Here is a 20213-nt window from a genome sequence, read left to right as displayed (position 1 = left end):
GTAAAGCCATGACATATCGTCCGGATGGTGTTTGACCTGGAATATTGGGTTTTTCACTGTCGGAATGCCCAACTGTGCATAAATCTAATCGAAGAGGTCAAGCTGGCCGTGTCGTCCTGACCGTCAAGACGAAGCTTTGTGACAACGGTTTTGCCGGCAAAGTAAAGGCGCTGCATGCCGACGGGCTTGTCGCGAGCGTGGAACAGACCGAGCCCTACGTATCGATTCCCAGTGAGGCTGGCACCCTTCCCAGTTTCGCCATTGCACTGCGCCGAACCTGAACGGATATCCGCAGGTCATGTTTGGCATCCCCCCCTGACGCGCATATTCTCCGGATCAAAGAACGCGTTCATTCCGATTTTGGCCGGGATCGACTCGTTGGCCACGACGAGTTCGTAGGTGCCCGACATCAGAAAGTCGTCGCTGACGCCCTCGGGATTGCGGACATATCCGTAACCGATGCTCTTGCCGATCGTGTATCCGTAACCGCCTGAAGTAAGGTAACCGACTGTCTCCCCGTCGCGAAGGATCGTTTCGCGCCCGACCAGCACCACATCGCGGTCATCGAGCGTGAAGCCGGCCAGCCGCTTCGTCAACGACCGGCCCACGATGCTCTCAAGCGAGTTGCGGCCCATGAAGTCGGTATCCTTCTTCAGCTTCACCGCCCAGCCCAGACCGGCCTCGAATGGCGTGTCGTTCGGCGTGATATCGGCCGCCCAGGCGCGGTAGCCCTTTTCGAGACGCAGGCTTTCGAGCGCCCGGTAGCCGACCGGCCGGATACCCTCCGCCTCGCCAGCCTCCATCAGCGCATCAAACACCGCGCCCGTGGCTGCGATTGGGACGTGCAGTTCCCATCCGAGCTCGCCGACATAGGTGACGCGCAGAGCGCGCACCGTGTGCCCGGTGATCCCGATCTCGCGTATGTGAGCGAAGGGAAAGGCCTCGTTGGAAACGTCTCCCGGGGTGACCTTCGCGAGCACCTCGCGGGATTTCGGTCCCATCAGCGAAAGCGTGCCCCACTCCTCGGTGATGTCGGTCAGCACCGCATTGCTGCCGACCGGAATGTGATCGGCAATCCATGCCATGTCATGCGTCCGGAAACCCGTGCCGGTGACGATGTAAAATTTCTCCTCAGCGAGCCGTGCCACGGTCAGGTCGGCTTCGATCCCGCCGCGGCTGTTCAGCAGCTGCGTGTAGGTCAGCTTCCCGGCCGGTTTCGCCACGTCGTTGGCGCAGATCCAGTCGAGCGCCCTAAGCGCGTCGGCGCCGCTGAGTTCGTACTTGGCGAAGGAGGACTGGTCGAAAATACCGACCTTCTCGCGGACATGCCTGTGCTCTTCTCCGACCGGACCGAACCAGTTCTGTCGTCCCATCGAATAGACGTCCCTGGCCTCCATCCCCTTCGGCGCGAACCAGTTCGGGCGTTCCCAGCCGAGCTTGGAGCCGAAAACGGCACGGTGGGATTTCAGCCGCTCATAGAGTGGCGAGACGATGCGCGGGCGGCCGCTCTCATACTCCTCATGCGGGAATCCGATCGTGTAGTGCTTGCCGTAAGCCTCGAGCGTGCGGTCGCAGACCCATTGCCGGTCGCGGTGCAAGCCTGAGAAGCGGCGGACGTCGACGACCCACAGATCGAGTGGCGCCTCGCCGGACATCGTCCACTCGGCGAGGACCCAGCCGGCCCCGCCGCCAGACGCGATCCCGAACGCGTTGAAGCCTGCGCCGACGAACATGTTGGCGCATTCCGGCGCGACGCCGAGGATGAAGTTGCCGTCCGGAGTGAAGCTTTCCGGACCGTTGATCATCTGCTTGACCCCGGCCTCGGCCAGCGCCGGGATACGGATCATTGCCTGTTCCATGTGCTGTTCGAAATGCTCGAAATCATCGTCGAACAGCCTGTATTCCCAATCATTCGGCACATCGCCGGTGGTCCATGCCTGGGGGTCGGGCTCGTAGCCGCCCGTGACGAGACCGCCGACTTCCTCCTTGAAGTAGGTCCGCCGGTCGGGATCCCGGATCGTCGGCGCGTCGGCCGCGAGACCGGGTATTTTCTCGGTGACGATATATTGGTGCTTGACCGGCTGAAGAGGCACGTTGATCCCCGCCATCGCGCCGACCTGCCTGGCCCACTGGCCGGCGCAGTTGACAACCTTCCCGCAGATGATGGCGCCCTGGTCGGTCTTCACTTTCGTGATCCGGCCGCCGTCGAGCTCGAAGCCGGTGACTCGCACCTGCTCGAAGATTTTCGCGCCATGCATGCGCGCGCCCTTGGCGAGCGACTGCGTGATGTCGGAAGGGCTGGCCTGTCCGTCGGTCGGCAGCCAGCTCGCGCCGACCAGGTCGGACGTGTCCATCAGCGGCCACATCGCCTTCACCTCGTCCGGCGACAGAAGGTGCATCTCCATGCCGAATGATCGGGCGGTAGTCGCAAGACGGCGGAATTCCGTCCAGCGGTCCTGGTTGGTCGCGAGCCGCAGGCAGCCGGTCATTTTCCAGCCGGTCGACAGTCCGGTTTCCTCGTCGAGGCGCTTGTAGAGGTCGACCGAATATTTCAGCACCCGCGTGATCGACGCGGAGGAACGAAGCTGGCCAACCAGGCCGGCGGCGTGCCAGGTCGAGCCCGATGTCAGCTGGCCCATCTCAAGCAGGACGACTTCGGCCTTGTGATCCTTCGCCAGATGGTAGGCCGTGGAGCATCCGATGATGCCGCCGCCGATAACGACGATCTCGGCCTGTTGCGGAAGCGTCATGCTCAACTCTTTCCGTGTCTGGAGTGGTAGCGGTCGAGAGCCGCGAAGAGACGCGCGAGGTTTTCGCGGGCGTAAGCGGCGTAATCGACGCCAGGCGCGCTCAGGTGCAGTTCTGAGACCATCGCCCACATCGCCTCGCGTAGCAGGGAAGCGCATTGCATTGCATCGAAGGAGCGCTTCAGTGCCGTTTCGGAAGCGCGACCGAAATAGCCGGCGAGAAGGCACTCCGCCGTTTCCTCATCCATGCCGGAATTCGACGCCGCGCCGGCAAGGTCGAACATAGCGGTATTGAAGCCGGCATATTCGAAGTCGATCAGCCAGAGCCGTTCGCCGTCGTCGAGGAAATTGCCGGGCAGCAGGTCGTTGTGGCCGAAGATGATCGGCAGTGGCACCTGCGCCTCCTCAAGTTCGGCTGCAAGCCGCAGGTATTCCGGCAGGTCTGTCGCGTGACGGCTGCCGCCCGCCGCCAGCGTGCGTGCATAGTCGCGGATGACATGAAACACCCAGAACATGAAGCCCGGCCCGGAAACCGCGGACGGCATACGGTGATGGAAATCATGGAGCAGCCGGGCGATCCTCTCAGGCTGCGCGCGCATGTCCTCTTCGGTCCATGTGCGCGCTTCAAGGAACGCGGAGACCATCACGCCCGATTCCGCGTACTCGACCGCCGGCGAGAAGCCGGCGGCATGCGCGGCACGAGCCACCAATAGCTCCCTCTCGCGGATGACGTGGTGGAAGGGGTAGTCCTTGCCAAACCGGACGACGTGCCTGCCGGCCGCGTCGGTAACGAGCCAGCTCTCGTTCGACAGGCCGCCGGTCAGCGGTTCCATGTCGACACTGCCTTTCCAGCAGGGCAGGGCGGCGATCCGCTTCGGTCCGCTCATTGCACCTCCTCCGACGAACCCATCCGCTCCCGCGCCCGTGCAGCGCCTGCCGAAATCAGGCGTCATACCCGATGCCCCCCCGGTTTGTACAATCCGCCGAAGTTGCCGGCCGCAACGGAATACAAAGACGATTTGTGGGGGTCACTGGCGGAGAGGGGGGGATTCGAACCCCCGATACGGTCGCCCGTATGCCGCATTTCGAGTGCGGTGCATTCGACCACTCTGCCACCTCTCCGTGGCGCTCTCTCGAGCGGGCCGCTGCATACCGGTCAATGGCGGCGAAAACAAGCCTCCGGGCGCGGAAAAGCTTGACTTTTCGCGAGCGTCCCATCATAGGGGTCGCGCTGGCGCGGATTATCCGCGCCGCTTGCGTTTGCGCGCGGCCATCGCCGCACACGGCGCAGCAACGAGAAACCGTCACGACTGACCAAAAAGACGGCCTGCCGGTCCCATCGCGGAACTTTGGCACGAGCCGGACCGAACACGGAAGGAAAAAAGATGTTCGCAGTCATCAAGACCGGGGGCAAGCAATACCGCGTTGCCGCCGAGGATGTCCTGAAGATCGAGAAGGTTGCCGGCGATGCTGGCGACATCATTGAATTTAACGAGGTTCTGATGGTCGGCGAAGGCGCCGATGCATCGATCGGTGTGCCCTTCGTGGATGGCGCTCTGGTCACCGCCGAGGTTGTCGAGCAGGGCCGCGCCCGCAAGGTCATCGCCTTCAAGAAGCGCCGCCGCCAGAATTCGCAGCGCACCCGCGGCCATCGCCAGCACCTGACGACGGTGCGGATCTCCGAGATCCTTACCGGTGGCGCCAAGCCCTCGAAAAAGGCCGCCGCCAAAAAGGACGCGCCCAAGAAGGAAGCTCCGAAGAAAGAAACTGCAAAAGCCGAAGCCAAGGCAGCCGCCAAACCGGCGGAGAAAGCCGACGCAAAGCCGGCGGCAAAGGCCGAGAAGAAGGCGAAAGCCGAGCCGGCGGCAGCCGCCACGCTGTTCACCGCGCCGAAGGGCGATGCCGACAAGCTGACCGAGATCAAGGGCATCGGCCCGGTCGCGGAAAAGCAGCTGAACGAGCAGGGCATCACGACCTTCGCGCAGATCGCCAAGCTCACCAAGGCCGACATCGCGAAGATCGACGAGGCGATGCCGTTCTCGGCCGACCAGATCAGCGACTGGCAGGCGCAGGCGAAAGAACTCGTGAAGAAATAACAGCAGCAGGCGGGCTTGTCTCGAACGCCCGCAGCCCCCATAAAACGATAAACGCGCTTCGAAGCGCGACAGGAGACAGAAAATGGCACACAAGAAAGCTGGCGGTTCGTCGCGTAACGGTCGCGATTCGGAATCCAAACGTCTTGGCGTGAAGAAGTTCGGTGGCGAGCGCGTCATCCCGGGCAACATCCTCGTGCGTCAGCGCGGCACGAAATGGCATCCCGGCGTGAATGTCGGCCTTGGCAAGGATCACACCATTTTTGCCCTCGTCGAAGGCGCCGTGGAGTTCAAGGCGAAAGCCAATGGCCGAACCTACGTATCCGTCATGCCGACGCAGGAAGCCGCGGAGTAACCGGGTCCGCTTCAAAACATCCGGTGTCCCAGACCCCGGATCACGTTTGAAGACGAAACCTTGAAGGGAGATGGGACAAGCCCCCATCTCCCTTTTTGATTCCCGTGAGAACCATGATCCAGAATGCCAGACAGAACGAAGCGGACTTTCGCGGGTTGGACCTGAACTACGACAGTCCCGTCCTTCTCACGGAACGCCTTGTGCTGCGACCTCCGCATCTCGACGACGCGGAGGAACTCGCCGTCATCGCCAATGACCGCCGCATAGCGGAGATGACGTCGCGCATCCCCCATCCCTACAGTCTCGCCGACGCGAAAGCGTTTCTGGAGCGCTGTGAACGGGGTGAACACGAAGGCTACATGTACGCCATCACCCTCGCCGACACCGGCCGTCTGATCGGGGTATGCGGCCTGGAGCAGCGTGCGCGCAGCCAGGGTTTCGAGATCGGTTTCTGGCTCGGCGCGGGGTATTGGGGCAACGGCTACGCCACCGAGGTCGCCAGTGCGCTGGTCGATCAGGCATTCCGCGCCACGGCCGCCGAGAGGGTCTATGCCGTCTGCCGGACGATCAACTCCCCTTCGCGCAACGTGATCCGCAAATCGGGATTTTCCCTAGCCGGGCTCGACGAGATCGACAGCGTTTCGGTTGGTCGCGTTCCGGTTGAGCGCTATACGTTGAACCGGACGGATTGGCTTTCCCAGAAGGCTTCCCAAAGGCGGTGCTGATCCGGCGAGCCGCCCGGCCCTTCTCGACCCTCTCCAGTCTGATGACACCGCGGATGGCTCACGAATTCAATCTCGCGCTTTTTTGCTCAATGGGTTAGGTGGTGCCCTGATCAGGCACAGATGACAGCAGCATGAAATTTCTCGATCAGGCAAAAGTCTATATCCGTTCGGGCGATGGCGGCGCAGGCGCCGTGTCGTTTCGCCGCGAGAAATACATCGAGTTCGGAGGTCCGGATGGCGGCGATGGCGGACGGGGCGGCGATGTCTGGGTCGAAGCCGTCGACGGCTTGAACACACTTATCGACTATCGATACCAGCAGCACTTCAAGGCGAAGACCGGAATTCACGGCATGGGCCGCGAGAAGACTGGAGCCAAGGGTTCCGACGTGACGCTGAAGGTGCCGGTCGGGACGCAGATCCTCGAGGAGGACAATGAAACGCTGATCGTCGACCTGACCGAAAAAGGGCAGCGCTTCCTGCTCGCCAAGGGCGGCAATGGCGGGTTCGGCAATGCCCATTTCAAGTCCTCCACCAATCAGGCGCCGCGCCGGGCGAATCCGGGCCAGGAAGGGCTCGAGCGCACGATCTGGCTGCGCCTGAAACTGATTGCAGACGCCGGGATCGCCGGCCTGCCCAATGCGGGCAAATCGACGTTTCTGGCAAGCGTCACCGCGGCAAAGCCGAAAATCGCGGATTATCCGTTCACGACCCTGCACCCCAATCTCGGCGTTGTGCGCATCGATTCCCGGGAGTTCGTGATGGCCGACATTCCCGGTTTGATCGAAGGCGCCCATGAGGGCGTCGGCATCGGCGACCGGTTCCTCGGCCATATCGAGCGCACCAACGTGATCCTGCATTTGGTATCGGCGCTCGAAGAGGATCCGGCGCACGCCTACCGCACCGTCCGTCACGAACTCGAGGCTTACGGACACGGCATCGCGGAAGAACCGGAAATCGTCGCACTGTCGAAGATCGACGCGCTCGACGCCGCCGGCATCCGCGAGAAGGCAGAGCGCCTCGCAGAAGGATGCGGCCGCGCCCCGATGCTGGTTTCCTCGGTCAGCCGCGACGGGCTCGAAGAGGTTCTGCGGGCACTGATGGATCATATCGAAGATGCCCGGGAGGCGGAGGAGCCCGCCGAAAGCGATCCGCGCTGGTCGGCATGAGTGGGACCCTCGCCCCCTACAAGCGGATCGCCGTCAAGATCGGCTCCGCCTTGCTGGTCGAACGGAAGTCCGGCCTCCGGCGATCGTGGCTGAACGGCCTCGCCCGCGACATCGCGCATCTGCTCGGCCAGGGGCACGAGATTCTCGTCGTCTCTTCCGGCGCGATTGCCATGGGCCGTACCGTGCTCGGTATGCGGTCCGGATCTCTCAAGCTGGAAGAAAGCCAGGCCGCGGCCGCCGTCGGACAGATTGCGCTGTCGCGGGCCTGGGCGGAGGCGCTGGACGAGGAAGGCATCACCACAGGGCAGGTCCTGGTCACTATCGATGACACGGAATCGCGCCGCCGCTACCTGAATGCACGTGCCACGATGGGCGCGTTGCTGCGCGCGGGAGCGGTACCGGTCATCAACGAGAACGACACCGTCGCGACATCCGAAATCCGCTACGGCGACAACGACCGGCTGGCGGCGCGCGTCGCGACGATGATGAACGCCGATCTTCTGGTGCTCCTGTCCGATGTCGACGGGCTCTACAGCGCATCGCCGGCGGAGCAGCCGGACGCTGAACACTTCGCCGAGATCGAGCGGATCACGCCCCGGATCGAGGCAATGGCCGGCGCCGCGGCGTCGGAACTTTCGCGCGGCGGAATGCGCACCAAGATCGAGGCGGGAAAGATCGCCACACAGGCAGGGACGGCAATGATCATCGCCAGCGGCAAGGCCGAGCACCCGCTGCGGGCGCTTTCCGGCGGCGGGCGCCACACGCTGTTTCACCCGGTTGCGCACCCGGTTTCCGCCTGGAAGAGCTGGATCGCCGGGCAACTGGAGCCGCAGGGAAGGTTGGTGATCGACGCCGGTGCCCATGCAGCGCTGAAGTCAGGCAAGAGCCTCCTGGCGGCAGGCGTCCGGGGAGTCCAAGGCACGTTCCAGCGCGGCGATACGCTGGCGATCGCCCTCGAGGACGGCGCGGAGATTGCGCGCGGACTGGCCGGTTACGATTCCGCCGAAGCAATCCGGATCGCGGGCCGCAGGACCGGTGAGATCGAGGGCATTCTCGGTTACGCGCCACGTGCTGCGATGGTGCATCGCGACGATCTGGTGCTGAGCCGGTAACGGAAGAGCCCAGTCATCGGCTTTCCGCCTCCGTCTTCCGGCAAGGGCAGCGCATTGCCCTCGAATGGCTTGCGCTGTATTGAGACGGCTCCACGCGAGAGGACAGCGCAATGCTGACGAAAACCGAGCTCAACGGAAATGATGTCGCGGCTCTCATGGCCGACATGGGCACCCGCGCGCGGGCGGCAAGCGGGCCGCTCGCCATCGCCGGCGCCGAGCGGAGGAACGACGCGCTGGCCGCCATGGCCGATGCCATTCTGCGGCGCAGCGGGGAAATCCTTTCGGCCAACGCGATCGACATGGAGAACGCAGAAGAAACAGATATCACGCCGGCTTTCCGGGACCGGCTGAAACTGGATGAAGACCGCATCCGCGCAATGGCCGATGCAATCCGCGCCATCGCTGATCTGCCTGATCCGGTCGGCGAAATCATCGCGGCATGGGACCGGCCGAACGGCCTGAAGATCGAGCGTGTCCGCACGCCGCTCGGCGTGATCGGCGTGATTTACGAAAGCCGCCCCAATGTTACCGCGGACGCCGGGGCGTTGTGTCTCAAGGCGGGCAATGCGGTGATCCTGCGCGGCGGCTCGGATTCGCTGAATTCCTCGCGCGCCATTCATGCCGCGCTGGTTGACGGCCTCAAGGCGGCCGGGCTTCCCGAGGACGCAATCCAGCTCGTCCCGGTGACCGACCGCGCGGCGGTCGGTGAATTGCTGACCGGTCTTGGCGGCACGGTCGATGTGATCGTTCCGCGCGGCGGCAAGAGTCTCGTTGCGCGCGTGCAGGCCGAGGCCCGCGTGCCGGTTTTCGCCCATCTGGAGGGCCTCTGTCACGTCTATGTCGACAAGTCGGCCGATCTCGCCATGGCGTGCGACGTCGTCGTCAACTCCAAGATGCGCCGTACCGGCATTTGCGGCTCCGCGGAGACGCTTCTCGTCGATCGGGCTGGAGCCGATACCCATCTCGCGCCGGTTCTCGACGCGCTGCGTGATGCGGGGTGCGAAATCCGGGGCGACGCGGATGTTTGCCGACTCTGGCCGGGCGCACTCGCAGCCACACCGGAGGACTGGACAACGGAATATCTCGCCCCGGTCATTTCCGTCGCTCTCGTTGACGGGATCAGTGGCGCAATCGCCCATATCGGCGAATACTCGTCCAACCACACCGAAGCTGTTATCGCCGAGGGTGCGGACGTCGTCAGCCGGTTCTTCGACGAGGTTGACAGCGCCATCCTGCTGCACAATGCCTCGACCCAGTTCGCCGATGGCGGCGAGTTCGGGATGGGGGCCGAGATCGGCATCGCCACCGGGAAGATGCACGCCCGCGGCCCGGTCGGCGTGGAGCAGCTGACCTCATTCAAATATCGCGTGCGCGGTACCGGGCAGACCCGGCCCTGATCGAAGCAAGATGACCGCTGCGAAATCCCGTGCGGGCATCGCCCGGCATCATCTGCGCATGCCGCATGTCGAGCCGGGCATGTCGGTTGGCCTCTTCGGCGGATCGTTCAATCCGCCGCATGACGGCCATCTATTGGTCACGGAACTTGCCACGCGGCGGCTCCAACTCAACCAGATCTGGTGGATGGTGACACCCGGTAACCCGCTGAAGGATACCGCTGCGCTTCCGCCGCTTGCGGACCGTATTGCCTGGTCGGAGGCCATCAACTCGAATCCGCGCGTCAAAGTCACGGCGTTCGAAGCCTCCCATGACGTGCGCTTCACTTCCGAGACCCTTGCGCTGGTGCGCCGTTACAACCCCGGGGTCCGGTTCGTGTGGATCATGGGAGCGGACAATCTGGCGGATTTTCATCGCTGGCAGAACTGGCGCGACATCGTCCAAGCGTTTCCCATCGCCGTGATCGACCGTCCCGGCGCAACGCTTTCCTATCTTTCCTCCAAGATGGCGAAGACCTTCGACTATGCGCGCCTCGACGAGGGCGACGCGGCCCTGCTTTCCTTCCTTGAACCGCCGGTCTGGACATTCCTCCACGGGCCACGCTCTCCGGTTTCCTCGACCGCAATTCGCGACGGTCTGCACAAACCGTGAATAAAGCTTGAACCGCCGCGTCTTGAAAGTGTTAACGCCTCGTGACTATCTTCAGGGTGCGGCGGGCGAATCGCCGGTCGTATCGTTTGTTCCGAATTGAAAGGAAACCTTTGAGAACAACGACACTCAAGAAGGCCCCTATGGCGCCTTCAACACCCGACATCAGCGATAAGGAAGCTGCCGATCGGGTTCATGAACTGGTCATTGAAAGTCTGGAAGACTCCAAGGCCGAAGACATCGTCTCAATCGACATTCAGGGCAAATCCGCCATGGCCGATCACATGGTCGTGGCCTCGGGTCGTTCGCATCGCCACGTCGCTGCGGTCGCCGATCATTTGCTTCGTAGTCTGAAAGAGGCGGGATACGGAACCGCGAAGGTGGAAGGGCTGTCGGCTGCCGACTGGGTCCTCATCGACGCCGGCGACGTCATCATTCATGTCTTTCGCCCGGAAGTTCGCGACTTTTACTCGCTTGAGAAAATGTGGCAGGAGCCGGAAACGGCGCCCGGCACCCTTCACTAGGAGCCGCGCCCGCCGCGCTGGCCTCTGAGTCGCGATGCGATTGACCGTCTTTGCTGTGGGTCGGATGAAGTCCGGCCCCGAAACAGAACTTGTGTCGCGATATAGCGGTCGGCTGACGAAGGCCGGACGGTCTCTTGGTCTGGAATTCGGCGGGCAGATCGAGATTGCGGAGAGCCGCGCGCAAACCTCTGCGCTAAGAAGGCGGGAGGAAAGCGCCCGCTGTGCGGAGCTTGGTTCCGATCCATCGACAATTCTGATCCTGCTCGACGAACGCGGGAAGTCTTTCAGTTCCAGCGATTTTGCGGGGAAGATCGCGGGTTACCGTGATGACGGGATCGCGCATCTGGTCTTTGCACTCGGCGGGCCCGACGGACATGATCCGTCGCTGCGCGACCGCGCAGACCTGGTTCTGTCCTTCGGCGAACAGACCTGGCCCCATCAGCTCGCCCGCATCATGCTGGCCGAGCAGCTCTACCGGGCCACTACCATACTTTCCGGGCATCCCTATCATCGCGGCTGAACACTGCCGGGCTTCAGATAAAGTCGCCGGTTTCATTCGCCACACCATCGCGTAACATTGCTGCTGGCAACCGGAGCTGATTCCTTTCCCTCGATGCGTTTGTTTCTCCACCTCATGATATCGGGCGCGCTCGTTTTCGCGCCGGTCTTCGTGCGCGCGCAGGAGACGCCGCAGCAAGACGCGAAGCCGGCCTCGGGCCAGGATCTGTCGAATAGTCTCGAGCGCAGCGCCACTGAGTTGGCGGATGTTCTGCGTGCCCGTCAATTGTCCCGCGAGAAGGCGCAACAGCTTGCCGCCGAGGTGGCAGGAATCCGGAAGGATCGCGCCTCGCTGAACACCGCGTTGATTCAGGCCGCGAAGACGGAGAGGAAACTTTCCCGGGATGTGATGGAACTGGAGGACTCGCTTGTGGCGACCGCGCGGGAAGCGGACGCGGTGCGTCTGAGCCTGAGCGAGCGCCGGGCACTTCTGGCGGAGGTACTGGCGGCATTGCAGCGCATGGGGCTCAACCCGCCGCCCGCGATCCTGGTCACGCCTGAAGATGCGCTGTCGTCGGTGCGCAGTTCCATACTTTTGAGTGCCGTGGTGCCGGGCATGCGCGAGGAAACCCGTGTGCTGATCGCGGACCTGACCGAATTGCGGCGTCTGACCGAGACTTACCGGTCCGAGCGTGAAAGCCTCCGCGAAACCATGGCGGAGCAGAAGGCGGAGCAAACACGTCTTTCACTTTTGCTTGAGGAAAAGAAATCGCTGGAGACCCGGACCGCTAAGGAACTGGCGTTCGAACAGGCGCGGGCTGCCGAACTTGCGGCGAAGGCGGAGACGCTTCAGGAGTTGATCGCTTCAATCGAGCGCGAAATCCTGTCGGTGCAGGAAGCCGCCGAGGAGGCGCGCGCCGAGGCGGAACGGCGACTGGAAGAAGGGCGCAAACGTGCTGAAAACCAAGCTGATTCGACCGCACGCATCTCGCCGGCATATGCGTTTTCGGACCTTCGCGGAAAACTCGCAAAGCCCACTACGGGCCGCATAATCACCGCATTTGGAGATGATGACGGCTATGGCGCGACGGCGCAGGGCGAGACGATCGAGGCGATGCCCGGCGCATATGTCACGGCACCGGCTGACGGATGGGTTGTCTATGCGGGCCCGTTCAGATCGTACGGACAACTCTTGATCCTGAATGTCGGTGAAGATTATCATGTCGTGCTGGCGGGTATGGAGCGCATAGACGTCCGGCAAGGCCAGTTCGTATTGGCTGGCGAACCGGTCGGCGGTGTGGGAAGAATACATTTGGCGAGCGTTTCGGCAGCGGCCGCTGCAAACGACAATCCGACGCTCTATATAGAGTTCAGGAAAAACGGTAACCCGATCGATCCCTCGCCATGGTGGGAACGCTCCGGAACTGGAAGGACGTAAGGGATATGATGCGAAAGTTGTCACTGCTTTTTGCAGGCGCTCTTATGGGTGCGGCTTCCATGCTGGCATTGTCGGGCGGTGGACTGATGTCCGCGAACGCAGCGGGAAGCGATACGTATAAGCAACTTGCCATTTTCGGTGACATTTTCGAGCGCATTCGGGCGAACTATGTCGAAGAGCCTGCGGAAAAGGATCTCATCGAGAATGCAATAAACGGCATGCTGACGTCGCTTGATCCGCATTCATCCTATCTCAATGCCGACGATGCCGCCGACATGCGCACCCAGACCAAGGGGGAGTTCGGCGGTCTCGGAATCGAAGTCACCATGGAAGACGAACTCGTCAAGGTGATCACGCCGATGTACGGCACGCCCGCCGAGAAGGCGGGTGTTCTCGCTGGCGACTTGATCAGCAAGATCGACGGTGTCGAGGTTCGTGGCCTGACGTTGCAGGACGCGGTCGACAAGATGCGCGGCCTTGTCAACACACCGATCGAGCTGACGATCATCCGGGAGGGCGCTGACAGGCCGCTGGAGATCACGATCGTTCGCGACGTCATCAAGGTGCAGGCGGTGCGTTACCGTGCCGAGGACGACATCGGCTATCTGCGGCTGATCTCCTTCACCGAGCAGACGTTCGACGACCTGCAGAAGGCGATTACCGACCTGACCGAGGAAATCGGCGAGGACAGGCTGAAGGGGTTCGTTCTCGACATGCGCCTCAATCCGGGCGGACTGCTGGATCAGGCGATCAATGTTTCCGACGCATTTCTGGAAAAGGGCCTGATTGTCTCGACCCGGGGGCGCGATGACCGCGACAGCCGACGTTACTCGGCCCGGCCGGGTGACCTGACGGGCGGAAAGCCCCTGATCGTCATGGTCAATGGTGGTTCGGCCAGTGCATCCGAGATCGTTGCCGGTGCTCTGCAGGATCATCGCCGAGCAACCGTGGTCGGAACACAATCCTTCGGCAAGGGATCGGTTCAGACCATCATCCCGCTGGGCGAGAACGGTGCGCTTCGCCTGACGACGGCCCTCTACTACACGCCGGCGGGCGTCTCGATCCAGGGCAAGGGCATCACGCCGGATATCAAGGTGGAGCAGACCATCCCCGAGGAGTTGCTCGGGCGCGACCTCAAACGCGGCGAGTCGGACTTGCGTGGCCACATCGCCGGCGACGAGGAGGACGACAAAGGATCGGGCTCGATCGCCTACGTTCCGCAAGATCCGAAGGAAGACGACCAGTTGGCTTTCGCGCTGGCACTGATGCGCGGCGAGCGCACGAACGAGGCGTATCCGCCGGACCCGGCCAAGGCGCTGCCGAACTAGGCTCCTACCGTTGCAGGAACAACGGAAACCCGTGCTAGAAAAGGCCACCGTTTCCGGTGGCCTTTTGATTCGCGGGTAAGCCCAATCGTGACCGACCTGAATGCCCCTCTCGGACAGCCGCGCCGACCGGATGCGCGAGTGCAGAAACGCAAGGAGCGGCATCGCGTTTCGGGCGGCTGGCAGGGTAAGGCGCTGGTTGCCTGCGTCTTCCTCGGTCTGGCGGGGCTCAACGTCTATTCCCTCGCGACCCGCGACAATCTCCCGGAAACGGCGGCCATCTCGATCGAGGCCCCGGCGGTCGCTGATGGCGAGACGGAGATGCCGGATCGCACCGCCGCACCTTCCGCGGGCGTCGAGATCGTTTACGGGGACGGGGACACGCCGGCGTCGGCCGAAGGTGCCACTGTGCCGGAGGACGGCGCTGCTCCAGCCGACGGCCGGCTCTCGGAGGGCGGCCCCAAGGTGATCGTCATCCGCGACCCGTCGGCCGCATCGGTCGGCCAGCCGCTCCAGGTCGCTCACCTGCCGGATGAGGAGGCGCTCGAAAAAAGCGAGTGGGGCGATCTCCCGGCGCGCACCGGCGACGGCCGCCGCCCGATGGACATCTACGCGCGGCCTTGGTCGCAAGCGGGCGGTAAGCGCATCGCCATCGTCATCGGCGGAATGGGCGTGTCGCAGACCGGCACGCAAAACGCGCTGCGCGAACTGCCGCCCGAGGTGACGCTTGCCTTCGCTCCCCACGGCAACAGTCTTGGCAGGTGGATGCGGCAGGCGCGCAAGAAGGGGCACGAACTCCTGATGCAGGTTCCGATGGAACCGTTTAACTATCCCCAATCCGATCCCGGGCCCGAAACGCTGACGCTGGCCGCCTCCGCTGAGGAAAATCTCGCCCATCTGCGCTGGGCGCTCGGGCGGATGACGAATTACACCGGCGTAGTCAATTATCTCGGCGGGCGGTTCGCGAATGATGACGGGGCGATAACGCCGGTTCTGCGCGAAGTGGCCGATCGGGGCCTGCTCTACCTGAATGACGGTACCGCTGGCGGGGAACGGTTGCGCGAACTCGCTGCCGCCCACGACGTTCCCTATGTCGCCGGTCACGTGATTCTGGACGCATCCCGGGATCCCGCTGCAATTTCAGCGCAACTCAAGCAGCTTGAGCAGACGGCATCCACAACGGGCTTTGCCGTCGGCAGCGGCTCGGCGTTCGAGACCACGGTCGAGATCGTCGCGTCTTGGGCGAACGGCGCGAAGAAACGCGGATTCGAGTTGGTCGGTGTGTCGGCCCTTGCGCGCTAGGAGAGAACATGTCGGACACCAAAAAATGCCGGCCAAACGATTTGCCGTACCGGCCCTGCGTCGGCATCATGGTGTTGAACGCCGACGGCCTCGTCTGGGCCGGCAAGCGCGCCAAGGAGGGCAACACCGAGTATTCCGGCCACGCCAAACTGTGGCAGCTGCCGCAGGGCGGAATTGACAAGGGCGAGGACCCGCTTTCGGCTGCCTACCGCGAACTTTACGAGGAAACGGGAATGCGCTCTGTGGATCTGATCGGGGAGGCCCCTGAGTGGATGGATTACGATCTTCCCGAACACCTGATAGGCACCGGCCTGAAAGGAAAATATTGCGGCCAGACGCAAAAGTGGTTCGCCTTCCGCTTCACCGGCGACGACAGCGAAGTGCGCATTGACCCGCCACCGGACGGGCATGAGCGCGAGTTCGAGGAGTGGGCATGGCTGCCGATGGCGGAATTGCCCGACCTGATCGTACCGTTCAAGCGGGCGGTGTACGAGGAACTGGTGCGGGTTTTCGGTCATCTTGCCGGAAATTCCCCGCAATGAGACTCATCGGCGTTCTCGGCGGCATGAGCTGGGAATCCACGGCGCTTTACTATCGCGCGATGAACGAGGCAGCGCGCGAGACGCTCGGTGGCCTCCATTCTGCGCGCATTCTGCTCCAATCCGTCGATTTCGAGGAAATTCAGCGATACCAACATGAAGCTGATTGGAACGCCTGTGCGCGTATTCTCGTGGAGGCGGCCCAAGGCCTGAAGGCTGGTGGTGCCGCCTTCCTGGTCATCGCCACAAATACGATGCACAAGCTCGCAACCGAGGTCGGTGAGGGCTCGGGGCTTGAGGTCCTTCACATCGCCGACCCGACCGGCGCGGCGATCGCGGATGCGGGCCACCGGACGGTGGGCCTGCTGGCCACGCGCTTCACCATGGAGGAAAGGTTCTACAGGGACCGGCTGGAAGGGAAGTTCGGACTGGAGGTGAGGCTGCCCGACCAGGGCGAACGCGACGACGTCCACCGCATCATTTACGAGGAGTTGTGCCTCGGCAGGGTCGAGGACGGGTCGAGAAGGCGCTATCTTAAGATCATGGAGCGCATGCGGCGCGAGGGCTGCGACGCGTTCATTCTCGGCTGCACGGAGATTACCATGCTGATCGACGCCTCCAACTCTCCGGTTCCGGTTTTCGATACTACTGTCCTTCATGCGAGGGCGGCGGTCGCGTGCGCTCTCGAGGCAGCCGAATGATACTGGCGAAAACCAGTTTCAGGCCGGGCAGAGCTGAAGATCTGCCCGGCATCCTCGCGGTTCAGCGCCGGGCATTCGGACAGGATGCCGAAGCGAATCTCGTCGAAAAGCTTCTCGCGGACGAGACCGAAACCCTATCAATGGTTGCCGAACTCGACGGCCGGATCATCGGCCACGTCCTCCTGTCGGCGGTCGGGGGACCGGAACGTTCGCTGGCCCTTGCTCCCTTAGGCGTCGATCCGGACTGGCGAGATTTCCTTATCGGAACGGAACTGACCCGCACCGCCATAACCGCCGCGCGTGAGCGGGGCTGGCTTTCGGTCTTCGTTCTCGGTGACCCGGTCTATTACGGCCGTTTCGGGTTCACGAGCGCGCTGGCCGACTGCGTGACGTCTCCCTGGCAGGGGCCGCACCTGATGGCGCTCGAACTCGTCCCCGGCGGCCTGTTCGGTTACCGCGGCCCGTTGCGCTATCCGGAAGCATTCGATGCTCTCTGATCTGCTTGCGCGGTTCATTTGAACCGCTGATCGTGAGGCACGGATCGGTTTCTGCCCTGCAAAACAAAAAAGCGGCCCCGAAGGCCGCTTTCGACATACGCTCTCAATCGCGTCACGCGGGCAAGATTGCGCCCTGAAGCGTGGTCAACTGGTCGAGATAGGTACGCGCCTTGGTCAGGCCGGCGTCGTCCTTGGCATCGTCGACGTCCTCGCGGGCGTCCTGGATGCGCTGTTCAAGGTCGTGCCGGTCGATATCGTTCACGTTGACCGCAGATTCGGCCAGCAGCGTGCACGCCTCCGGCGTGACGTCGACAAAGCCGCCGAAGACGACGAATCGCTCGTCGGCACCCCCGGCGAGCTTCACCTCCACGACGCCGGGCTTCAGCGTCGCCATGGCCGGCGCGTGGCTGGCGAGGACGGTGAAATAGCCTTCTTCGCCCGGCACGACGACCTGCAGCGCCTCTTCGGAAACGAGAAGGCGCTCCGGCGAAACCAGTTCGAACTTGAATGCGTCAGCCATCGATCAATCACTCTGCCTTTGGTGTCGCCATCACCGCGATCACTCCGAGCACTGCCCCGATGGCCGCGCCGGCGATCACATTGAATGCGACGGTGTTGCGGAACGCCGTCCCGAAGAACTGATCGAGCGACTCGGGCCCGATCAGGTAACCAGTCAAGGCACCGGCGAGAACGATTTCAGCTGCTGGTATCCACCGCTTCATCGTCGTTCTCCCGCCGGTTCAGGGTTGGCGTCAGGCCGCCTCTGCGGCGAGGCGCTGCGCCTTCTCAACCGCTTCCTCGATGGTGCCGACCATATAGAAGGCAACCTCGGGAAGGTGATCGTACTCACCGTCGACCAGGCCCTTGAAGCCCTTGATCGTGTCGGCGAGGTCGACGAGCTTGCCCGGAGAACCGGTGAAGACCTCGGCGACGAAGAACGGCTGTGACAGGAAACGCTCGATTTTGCGCGCGCGCGCCACAGTCAGCTTGTCCTCTTCGGACAGTTCGTCCATGCCGAGAATGGCGATGATGTCCTGCAGCGACTTGTAGCGCTGCAGCGTTTCCTGCACCCGGCGCGCCACTTCATAATGCTCCTCGCCGACGATCATCGGGTCGAGCATGCGCGAGGTCGAGTCGAGCGGGTCGACGGCCGGATAGATGCCCTTTTCAGAAATCGCGCGGTTGAGAACGGTCGTTGCGTCAAGGTGCGCGAACGAGGTCGCCGGCGCGGGGTCGGTCAGGTCGTCGGCGGGCACGTAGATCGCCTGCACGGAGGTGATCGAACCCTTGGTCGTCGTGGTGATGCGCTCCTGCAGCGCCCCCATGTCGGTGGCGAGCGTCGGCTGGTAGCCCACCGCCGACGGGATGCGGCCGAGCAGCGCCGACACTTCCGAACCGGCCTGTGTGAAGCGGAAAATGTTGTCCACGAAGAACAGCACGTCCTGGCCCTGGTCGCGGAAATATTCGGCGATGGTCAGGCCGGTGAGGCCGACGCGGGCGCGTGCGCCGGGCGGCTCGTTCATCTGGCCGAACACAAGCGCGGCCTTGGAGCCTTCGCCGCCGCCCTGCTTGTTGACGCCGGATTCGATGAACTCGTGATAGAGATCGTTGCCCTCGCGGGTGCGCTCGCCGACGCCGGCAAACACCGAGTAGCCGCCATGGGCTTTCGCGACGTTGTTGATCAGTTCCTGGATGAGCACCGTCTTGCCGACGCCCGCGCCGCCGAACAGGCCGATCTTGCCGCCTTTTGCGTAGGGGGCGAGCAGGTCGAGCACCTTGATGCCGGTGATCAGGATTTCAGCTTCCGTCGACTGGTCGATGTAATCGGGAGCAGGCTGGTGGATGCCGCGCATCTCTTCGCCATTGACGGCGCCGGCCTCGTCGATCGGCTCACCGACCACGTTGATGATGCGGCCGAGCATTTGCGGGCCCACCGGAACCGAGATCGGGCCGCCGGTATCGACGACCTCCTGGCCGCGGACCAGACCCTCGGTGGAGTCCATCGCGATGCAGCGCACGGTGTTTTCGCCGAGATGCTGGGCGACTTCGAGCACCAGGCGCTGTCCGCCGTTCTCCGTTTCGAGCGCGTTGAGGATCGCCGGAAGCTCGTCCCCGAACTGCACGTCGACGACGGCGCCGATCACCTGGGCGATCTTGCCGGTGGTTCCTTCGGCCAGTTTCACCTTGGTTGGCTTCTTTGCGGCGGGTTTCTTTGCTGCTGCTGCTTTGGCCATCGTTCTACCCTTCCTTACAGCGCTTCCGCGCCGGAAATGATTTCAATGAGTTCCTTGGTGATCTGAGCCTGACGCTGACGGTTGTAGCTCATCGTCAGCTTGTCGATCATCTCACCGGCGTTGCGCGTGGCGTTGTCCATCGCGCTCATTCTCGCACCCTGTTCGGACGCGGCGTTTTCGAGAAGCGCGCGGAAGATCTGCACCGAGATATTGCGCGGAATAAGGTCGTCCAGGATCGCGGTCGCGTCCGGCTCGTAGTCGTAAATCGCGTCGCCGGCGGTCTGTGCCGCAACACTCTCTCCAGCCGAGGCCGGGATGAGTTGCTGCGCTGTCGGAATCTGGGAGATGACGGATTTGAATTCCGAATAGAACAGCGTGCAGACGTCGAACGCGCCCTCCTCGAAGAGCGCGATCACCTTCTTGCCGATCTCGTCCGCATTGACGAAGGCGAGCTTCTTCACATCGCGAAGGTCGATCCGCTCGATGATGTTGTCGCCCAGTCCTCGCCGCAGGATGTCATGGCCCTTTTTGCCGACGGTGATGATCTTCACCGTCTTTCCCTCGGCCAGGAGCTTGCGGGCGTGTTCGCGGGCAAGGCGCGCGATCGAGGAGTTGAAGCCGCCGCAAAGACCGCGCTCCGCGGTGCAGACAACCAGCAGGTGTGTCTGATCGCTGCCCGTGCCGGTCATCAGCTTCGGCGCATCGTCGCCGTCGCCGAGGGTTTCGGCGATGTTGGCGAGCACGGCGCCCATCCGCTGCGAATAGGGGCGCGCCGCCTCGGCTGCATCCTGCGCGCGCCGGAGTTTCGCCGCGGCCACCATCTGCATGGCCTTGGTGATCTTCTGCGTGGCCTTGACCGATGCAATCCGGTTGCGGAGGTCCTTGAGTGAAGGCATGCCAGACTGTTCCGTTCT

The 20213-nt window shown here is 63.1% G+C and carries 21 protein-coding genes and 1 tRNA gene; 15 read left to right on the top strand and 7 right to left on the bottom strand.

Features of this window, described 5'->3' with window-relative positions; genetic code table 11:
- Window positions 1-296: 296 nt before the first annotated feature.
- The 3 genes from LC298_RS09525 to LC298_RS09515 all read right to left on the bottom strand — a co-directional run bounded on the left by LC298_RS09525 (window position 297) and on the right by LC298_RS09515 (window position 3869).
- Window positions 297-2750, bottom strand: a complete 2454-nt coding sequence (locus tag LC298_RS09525; RefSeq protein ID WP_131569178.1) for a GcvT family protein — start codon at window positions 2748-2750, stop codon at window positions 297-299.
- A 2-nt stretch (window positions 2751-2752) separates the two neighbouring features.
- Entirely contained in the window at window positions 2753-3634 is an 882-nt protein-coding gene (locus LC298_RS09520) for a choline kinase family protein (RefSeq protein ID WP_131569176.1), read from the bottom strand.
- 145 nt (window positions 3635-3779) lie between these two features.
- A tRNA-Ser gene (locus tag LC298_RS09515) sits at window positions 3780-3869 on the bottom strand.
- 263 nt (window positions 3870-4132) lie between these two features.
- On the opposite strand from LC298_RS09515, the gene LC298_RS09510 reads away from it, so the two are divergent.
- From LC298_RS09510 to LC298_RS09440, 15 genes are all read left to right on the top strand, one after another.
- Window positions 4133-4843, top strand: a complete 711-nt coding sequence (locus LC298_RS09510; RefSeq protein WP_131569174.1) for a 50S ribosomal protein L21 — start codon at window positions 4133-4135, stop codon at window positions 4841-4843.
- Between the two features lie 82 nt (window positions 4844-4925).
- Window positions 4926-5195, top strand: coding sequence for a 50S ribosomal protein L27 (gene rpmA / locus LC298_RS09505; RefSeq protein WP_131569172.1), 270 nt, complete (start codon window positions 4926-4928; stop codon window positions 5193-5195).
- 113 nt (window positions 5196-5308) lie between these two features.
- Window positions 5309-5920 carry a GNAT family N-acetyltransferase gene (locus tag LC298_RS09500; protein ID WP_131569170.1) on the top strand — a complete coding sequence of 204 codons (612 nt, stop codon included), beginning with the start codon at window positions 5309-5311 and terminating at the stop codon, window positions 5918-5920.
- Window positions 5921-6051: 131 nt separating this feature from the next.
- A complete protein-coding gene (obgE, locus tag LC298_RS09495; protein WP_131569168.1) occupies window positions 6052-7086 on the top strand; it encodes a GTPase ObgE in 1035 nt (344 codons plus the stop codon).
- Window positions 7083-8198, top strand: a complete 1116-nt coding sequence (gene proB, locus LC298_RS09490; RefSeq protein WP_131569166.1) for a glutamate 5-kinase — start codon at window positions 7083-7085, stop codon at window positions 8196-8198. Before obgE ends, proB begins: the two co-directional genes overlap by 4 nt.
- Before the next feature lie 110 nt (window positions 8199-8308).
- Window positions 8309-9595: a glutamate-5-semialdehyde dehydrogenase gene (locus LC298_RS09485; protein WP_131569164.1), complete on the top strand. Its 1287-nt coding sequence runs from the start codon at window positions 8309-8311 to the stop codon at window positions 9593-9595.
- Window positions 9596-9605: 10 nt separating this feature from the next.
- The gene (locus LC298_RS09480; RefSeq protein ID WP_223385619.1) at window positions 9606-10244 is read left to right on the top strand and encodes a nicotinate-nucleotide adenylyltransferase; all 639 of its coding nucleotides are present in this window, start codon (window positions 9606-9608) and stop codon (window positions 10242-10244) included.
- A 140-nt stretch (window positions 10245-10384) separates the two neighbouring features.
- Window positions 10385-10765, top strand: a complete 381-nt coding sequence (gene rsfS / locus LC298_RS09475) for a ribosome silencing factor (protein WP_131569162.1) — start codon at window positions 10385-10387, stop codon at window positions 10763-10765.
- Between the two features lie 34 nt (window positions 10766-10799).
- A complete protein-coding gene (gene rlmH / locus LC298_RS09470) occupies window positions 10800-11285 on the top strand; it encodes a 23S rRNA (pseudouridine(1915)-N(3))-methyltransferase RlmH (protein ID WP_131569160.1) in 486 nt (161 codons plus the stop codon).
- A gap of 93 nt (window positions 11286-11378) precedes the next feature.
- Complete coding sequence (locus LC298_RS09465) at window positions 11379-12701, top strand: murein hydrolase activator EnvC family protein (RefSeq protein WP_131569158.1); 1323 nt, start codon at window positions 11379-11381, stop codon at window positions 12699-12701.
- A 5-nt stretch (window positions 12702-12706) separates the two neighbouring features.
- The gene (locus tag LC298_RS09460; RefSeq protein ID WP_131569155.1) at window positions 12707-14029 is read left to right on the top strand and encodes a S41 family peptidase; all 1323 of its coding nucleotides are present in this window, start codon (window positions 12707-12709) and stop codon (window positions 14027-14029) included.
- A 138-nt stretch (window positions 14030-14167) separates the two neighbouring features.
- Entirely contained in the window at window positions 14168-15328 is a 1161-nt protein-coding gene (locus LC298_RS09455) for a divergent polysaccharide deacetylase family protein (RefSeq protein WP_223385618.1), read from the top strand.
- Window positions 15329-15336: 8 nt separating this feature from the next.
- Window positions 15337-15870 carry an RNA pyrophosphohydrolase gene (locus LC298_RS09450; RefSeq protein ID WP_131569151.1) on the top strand — a complete coding sequence of 178 codons (534 nt, stop codon included), beginning with the start codon at window positions 15337-15339 and terminating at the stop codon, window positions 15868-15870.
- Window positions 15867-16568, top strand: coding sequence for an aspartate/glutamate racemase family protein (locus LC298_RS09445; protein WP_131569149.1), 702 nt, complete (start codon window positions 15867-15869; stop codon window positions 16566-16568). Before LC298_RS09450 ends, LC298_RS09445 begins: the two co-directional genes overlap by 4 nt.
- Window positions 16565-17065 (top strand): GNAT family N-acetyltransferase, encoded by a 501-nt coding sequence (locus LC298_RS09440; protein WP_131569147.1) that lies wholly within the window; start codon window positions 16565-16567, stop codon window positions 17063-17065. Before LC298_RS09445 ends, LC298_RS09440 begins: the two co-directional genes overlap by 4 nt.
- A 112-nt stretch (window positions 17066-17177) precedes the next feature.
- Here LC298_RS09440 and LC298_RS09435 read toward each other — a convergent pair whose 3' ends face one another.
- The 4 genes from LC298_RS09435 to LC298_RS09420 are packed head-to-tail and all read right to left on the bottom strand — an operon-like array spanning window position 17178 to window position 20195.
- Window positions 17178-17585, bottom strand: coding sequence for a F0F1 ATP synthase subunit epsilon (locus tag LC298_RS09435; RefSeq protein WP_131569145.1), 408 nt, complete (start codon window positions 17583-17585; stop codon window positions 17178-17180).
- Window positions 17586-17592: 7 nt separating this feature from the next.
- Entirely contained in the window at window positions 17593-17787 is a 195-nt protein-coding gene (locus tag LC298_RS09430) for a hypothetical protein (RefSeq protein WP_131569143.1), read from the bottom strand.
- 30 nt (window positions 17788-17817) lie between these two features.
- Window positions 17818-19299, bottom strand: coding sequence for a F0F1 ATP synthase subunit beta (gene atpD / locus LC298_RS09425; RefSeq protein ID WP_223385617.1), 1482 nt, complete (start codon window positions 19297-19299; stop codon window positions 17818-17820).
- A 14-nt stretch (window positions 19300-19313) separates the two neighbouring features.
- Window positions 19314-20195 (bottom strand): F0F1 ATP synthase subunit gamma, encoded by an 882-nt coding sequence (locus LC298_RS09420; RefSeq protein ID WP_131569141.1) that lies wholly within the window; start codon window positions 20193-20195, stop codon window positions 19314-19316.
- Window positions 20196-20213: the final 18 nt, after the last annotated feature.

Origin of the sequence: Oricola cellulosilytica (assembly GCF_019966575.1) — a bacterium.
Lineage (GTDB): Bacteria > Pseudomonadota > Alphaproteobacteria > Rhizobiales > Rhizobiaceae > Oricola > Oricola cellulosilytica.
This window is presented reverse-complemented; position numbering and strand designations above follow the sequence as displayed.

Coding starts and splice junctions, on each gene's coding strand:
- LC298_RS09525 (WP_131569178.1), bottom strand. CDS start 2,750: ATGACGCTTCCGCAACAGGCCGAGATCGTCGTTATCGGCGGCGGCATC.
- LC298_RS09520 (WP_131569176.1), bottom strand. CDS start 3,634: ATGAGCGGACCGAAGCGGATCGCCGCCCTGCCCTGCTGGAAAGGCAGT.
- LC298_RS09510 (WP_131569174.1), top strand. CDS start 4,133: ATGTTCGCAGTCATCAAGACCGGGGGCAAGCAATACCGCGTTGCCGCC.
- rpmA (WP_131569172.1), top strand. CDS start 4,926: ATGGCACACAAGAAAGCTGGCGGTTCGTCGCGTAACGGTCGCGATTCG.
- LC298_RS09500 (WP_131569170.1), top strand. CDS start 5,309: ATGATCCAGAATGCCAGACAGAACGAAGCGGACTTTCGCGGGTTGGAC.
- obgE (WP_131569168.1), top strand. CDS start 6,052: ATGAAATTTCTCGATCAGGCAAAAGTCTATATCCGTTCGGGCGATGGC.
- proB (WP_131569166.1), top strand. CDS start 7,083: ATGAGTGGGACCCTCGCCCCCTACAAGCGGATCGCCGTCAAGATCGGC.
- LC298_RS09485 (WP_131569164.1), top strand. CDS start 8,309: ATGCTGACGAAAACCGAGCTCAACGGAAATGATGTCGCGGCTCTCATG.
- LC298_RS09480 (WP_223385619.1), top strand. CDS start 9,606: ATGACCGCTGCGAAATCCCGTGCGGGCATCGCCCGGCATCATCTGCGC.
- rsfS (WP_131569162.1), top strand. CDS start 10,385: ATGGCGCCTTCAACACCCGACATCAGCGATAAGGAAGCTGCCGATCGG.
- rlmH (WP_131569160.1), top strand. CDS start 10,800: ATGCGATTGACCGTCTTTGCTGTGGGTCGGATGAAGTCCGGCCCCGAA.
- LC298_RS09465 (WP_131569158.1), top strand. CDS start 11,379: ATGCGTTTGTTTCTCCACCTCATGATATCGGGCGCGCTCGTTTTCGCG.
- LC298_RS09460 (WP_131569155.1), top strand. CDS start 12,707: ATGATGCGAAAGTTGTCACTGCTTTTTGCAGGCGCTCTTATGGGTGCG.
- LC298_RS09450 (WP_131569151.1), top strand. CDS start 15,337: ATGTCGGACACCAAAAAATGCCGGCCAAACGATTTGCCGTACCGGCCC.
- LC298_RS09445 (WP_131569149.1), top strand. CDS start 15,867: ATGAGACTCATCGGCGTTCTCGGCGGCATGAGCTGGGAATCCACGGCG.
- LC298_RS09440 (WP_131569147.1), top strand. CDS start 16,565: ATGATACTGGCGAAAACCAGTTTCAGGCCGGGCAGAGCTGAAGATCTG.
- LC298_RS09435 (WP_131569145.1), bottom strand. CDS start 17,585: ATGGCTGACGCATTCAAGTTCGAACTGGTTTCGCCGGAGCGCCTTCTC.
- LC298_RS09430 (WP_131569143.1), bottom strand. CDS start 17,787: ATGAAGCGGTGGATACCAGCAGCTGAAATCGTTCTCGCCGGTGCCTTG.
- atpD (WP_223385617.1), bottom strand. CDS start 19,299: ATGGCCAAAGCAGCAGCAGCAAAGAAACCCGCCGCAAAGAAGCCAACC.
- LC298_RS09420 (WP_131569141.1), bottom strand. CDS start 20,195: ATGCCTTCACTCAAGGACCTCCGCAACCGGATTGCATCGGTCAAGGCC.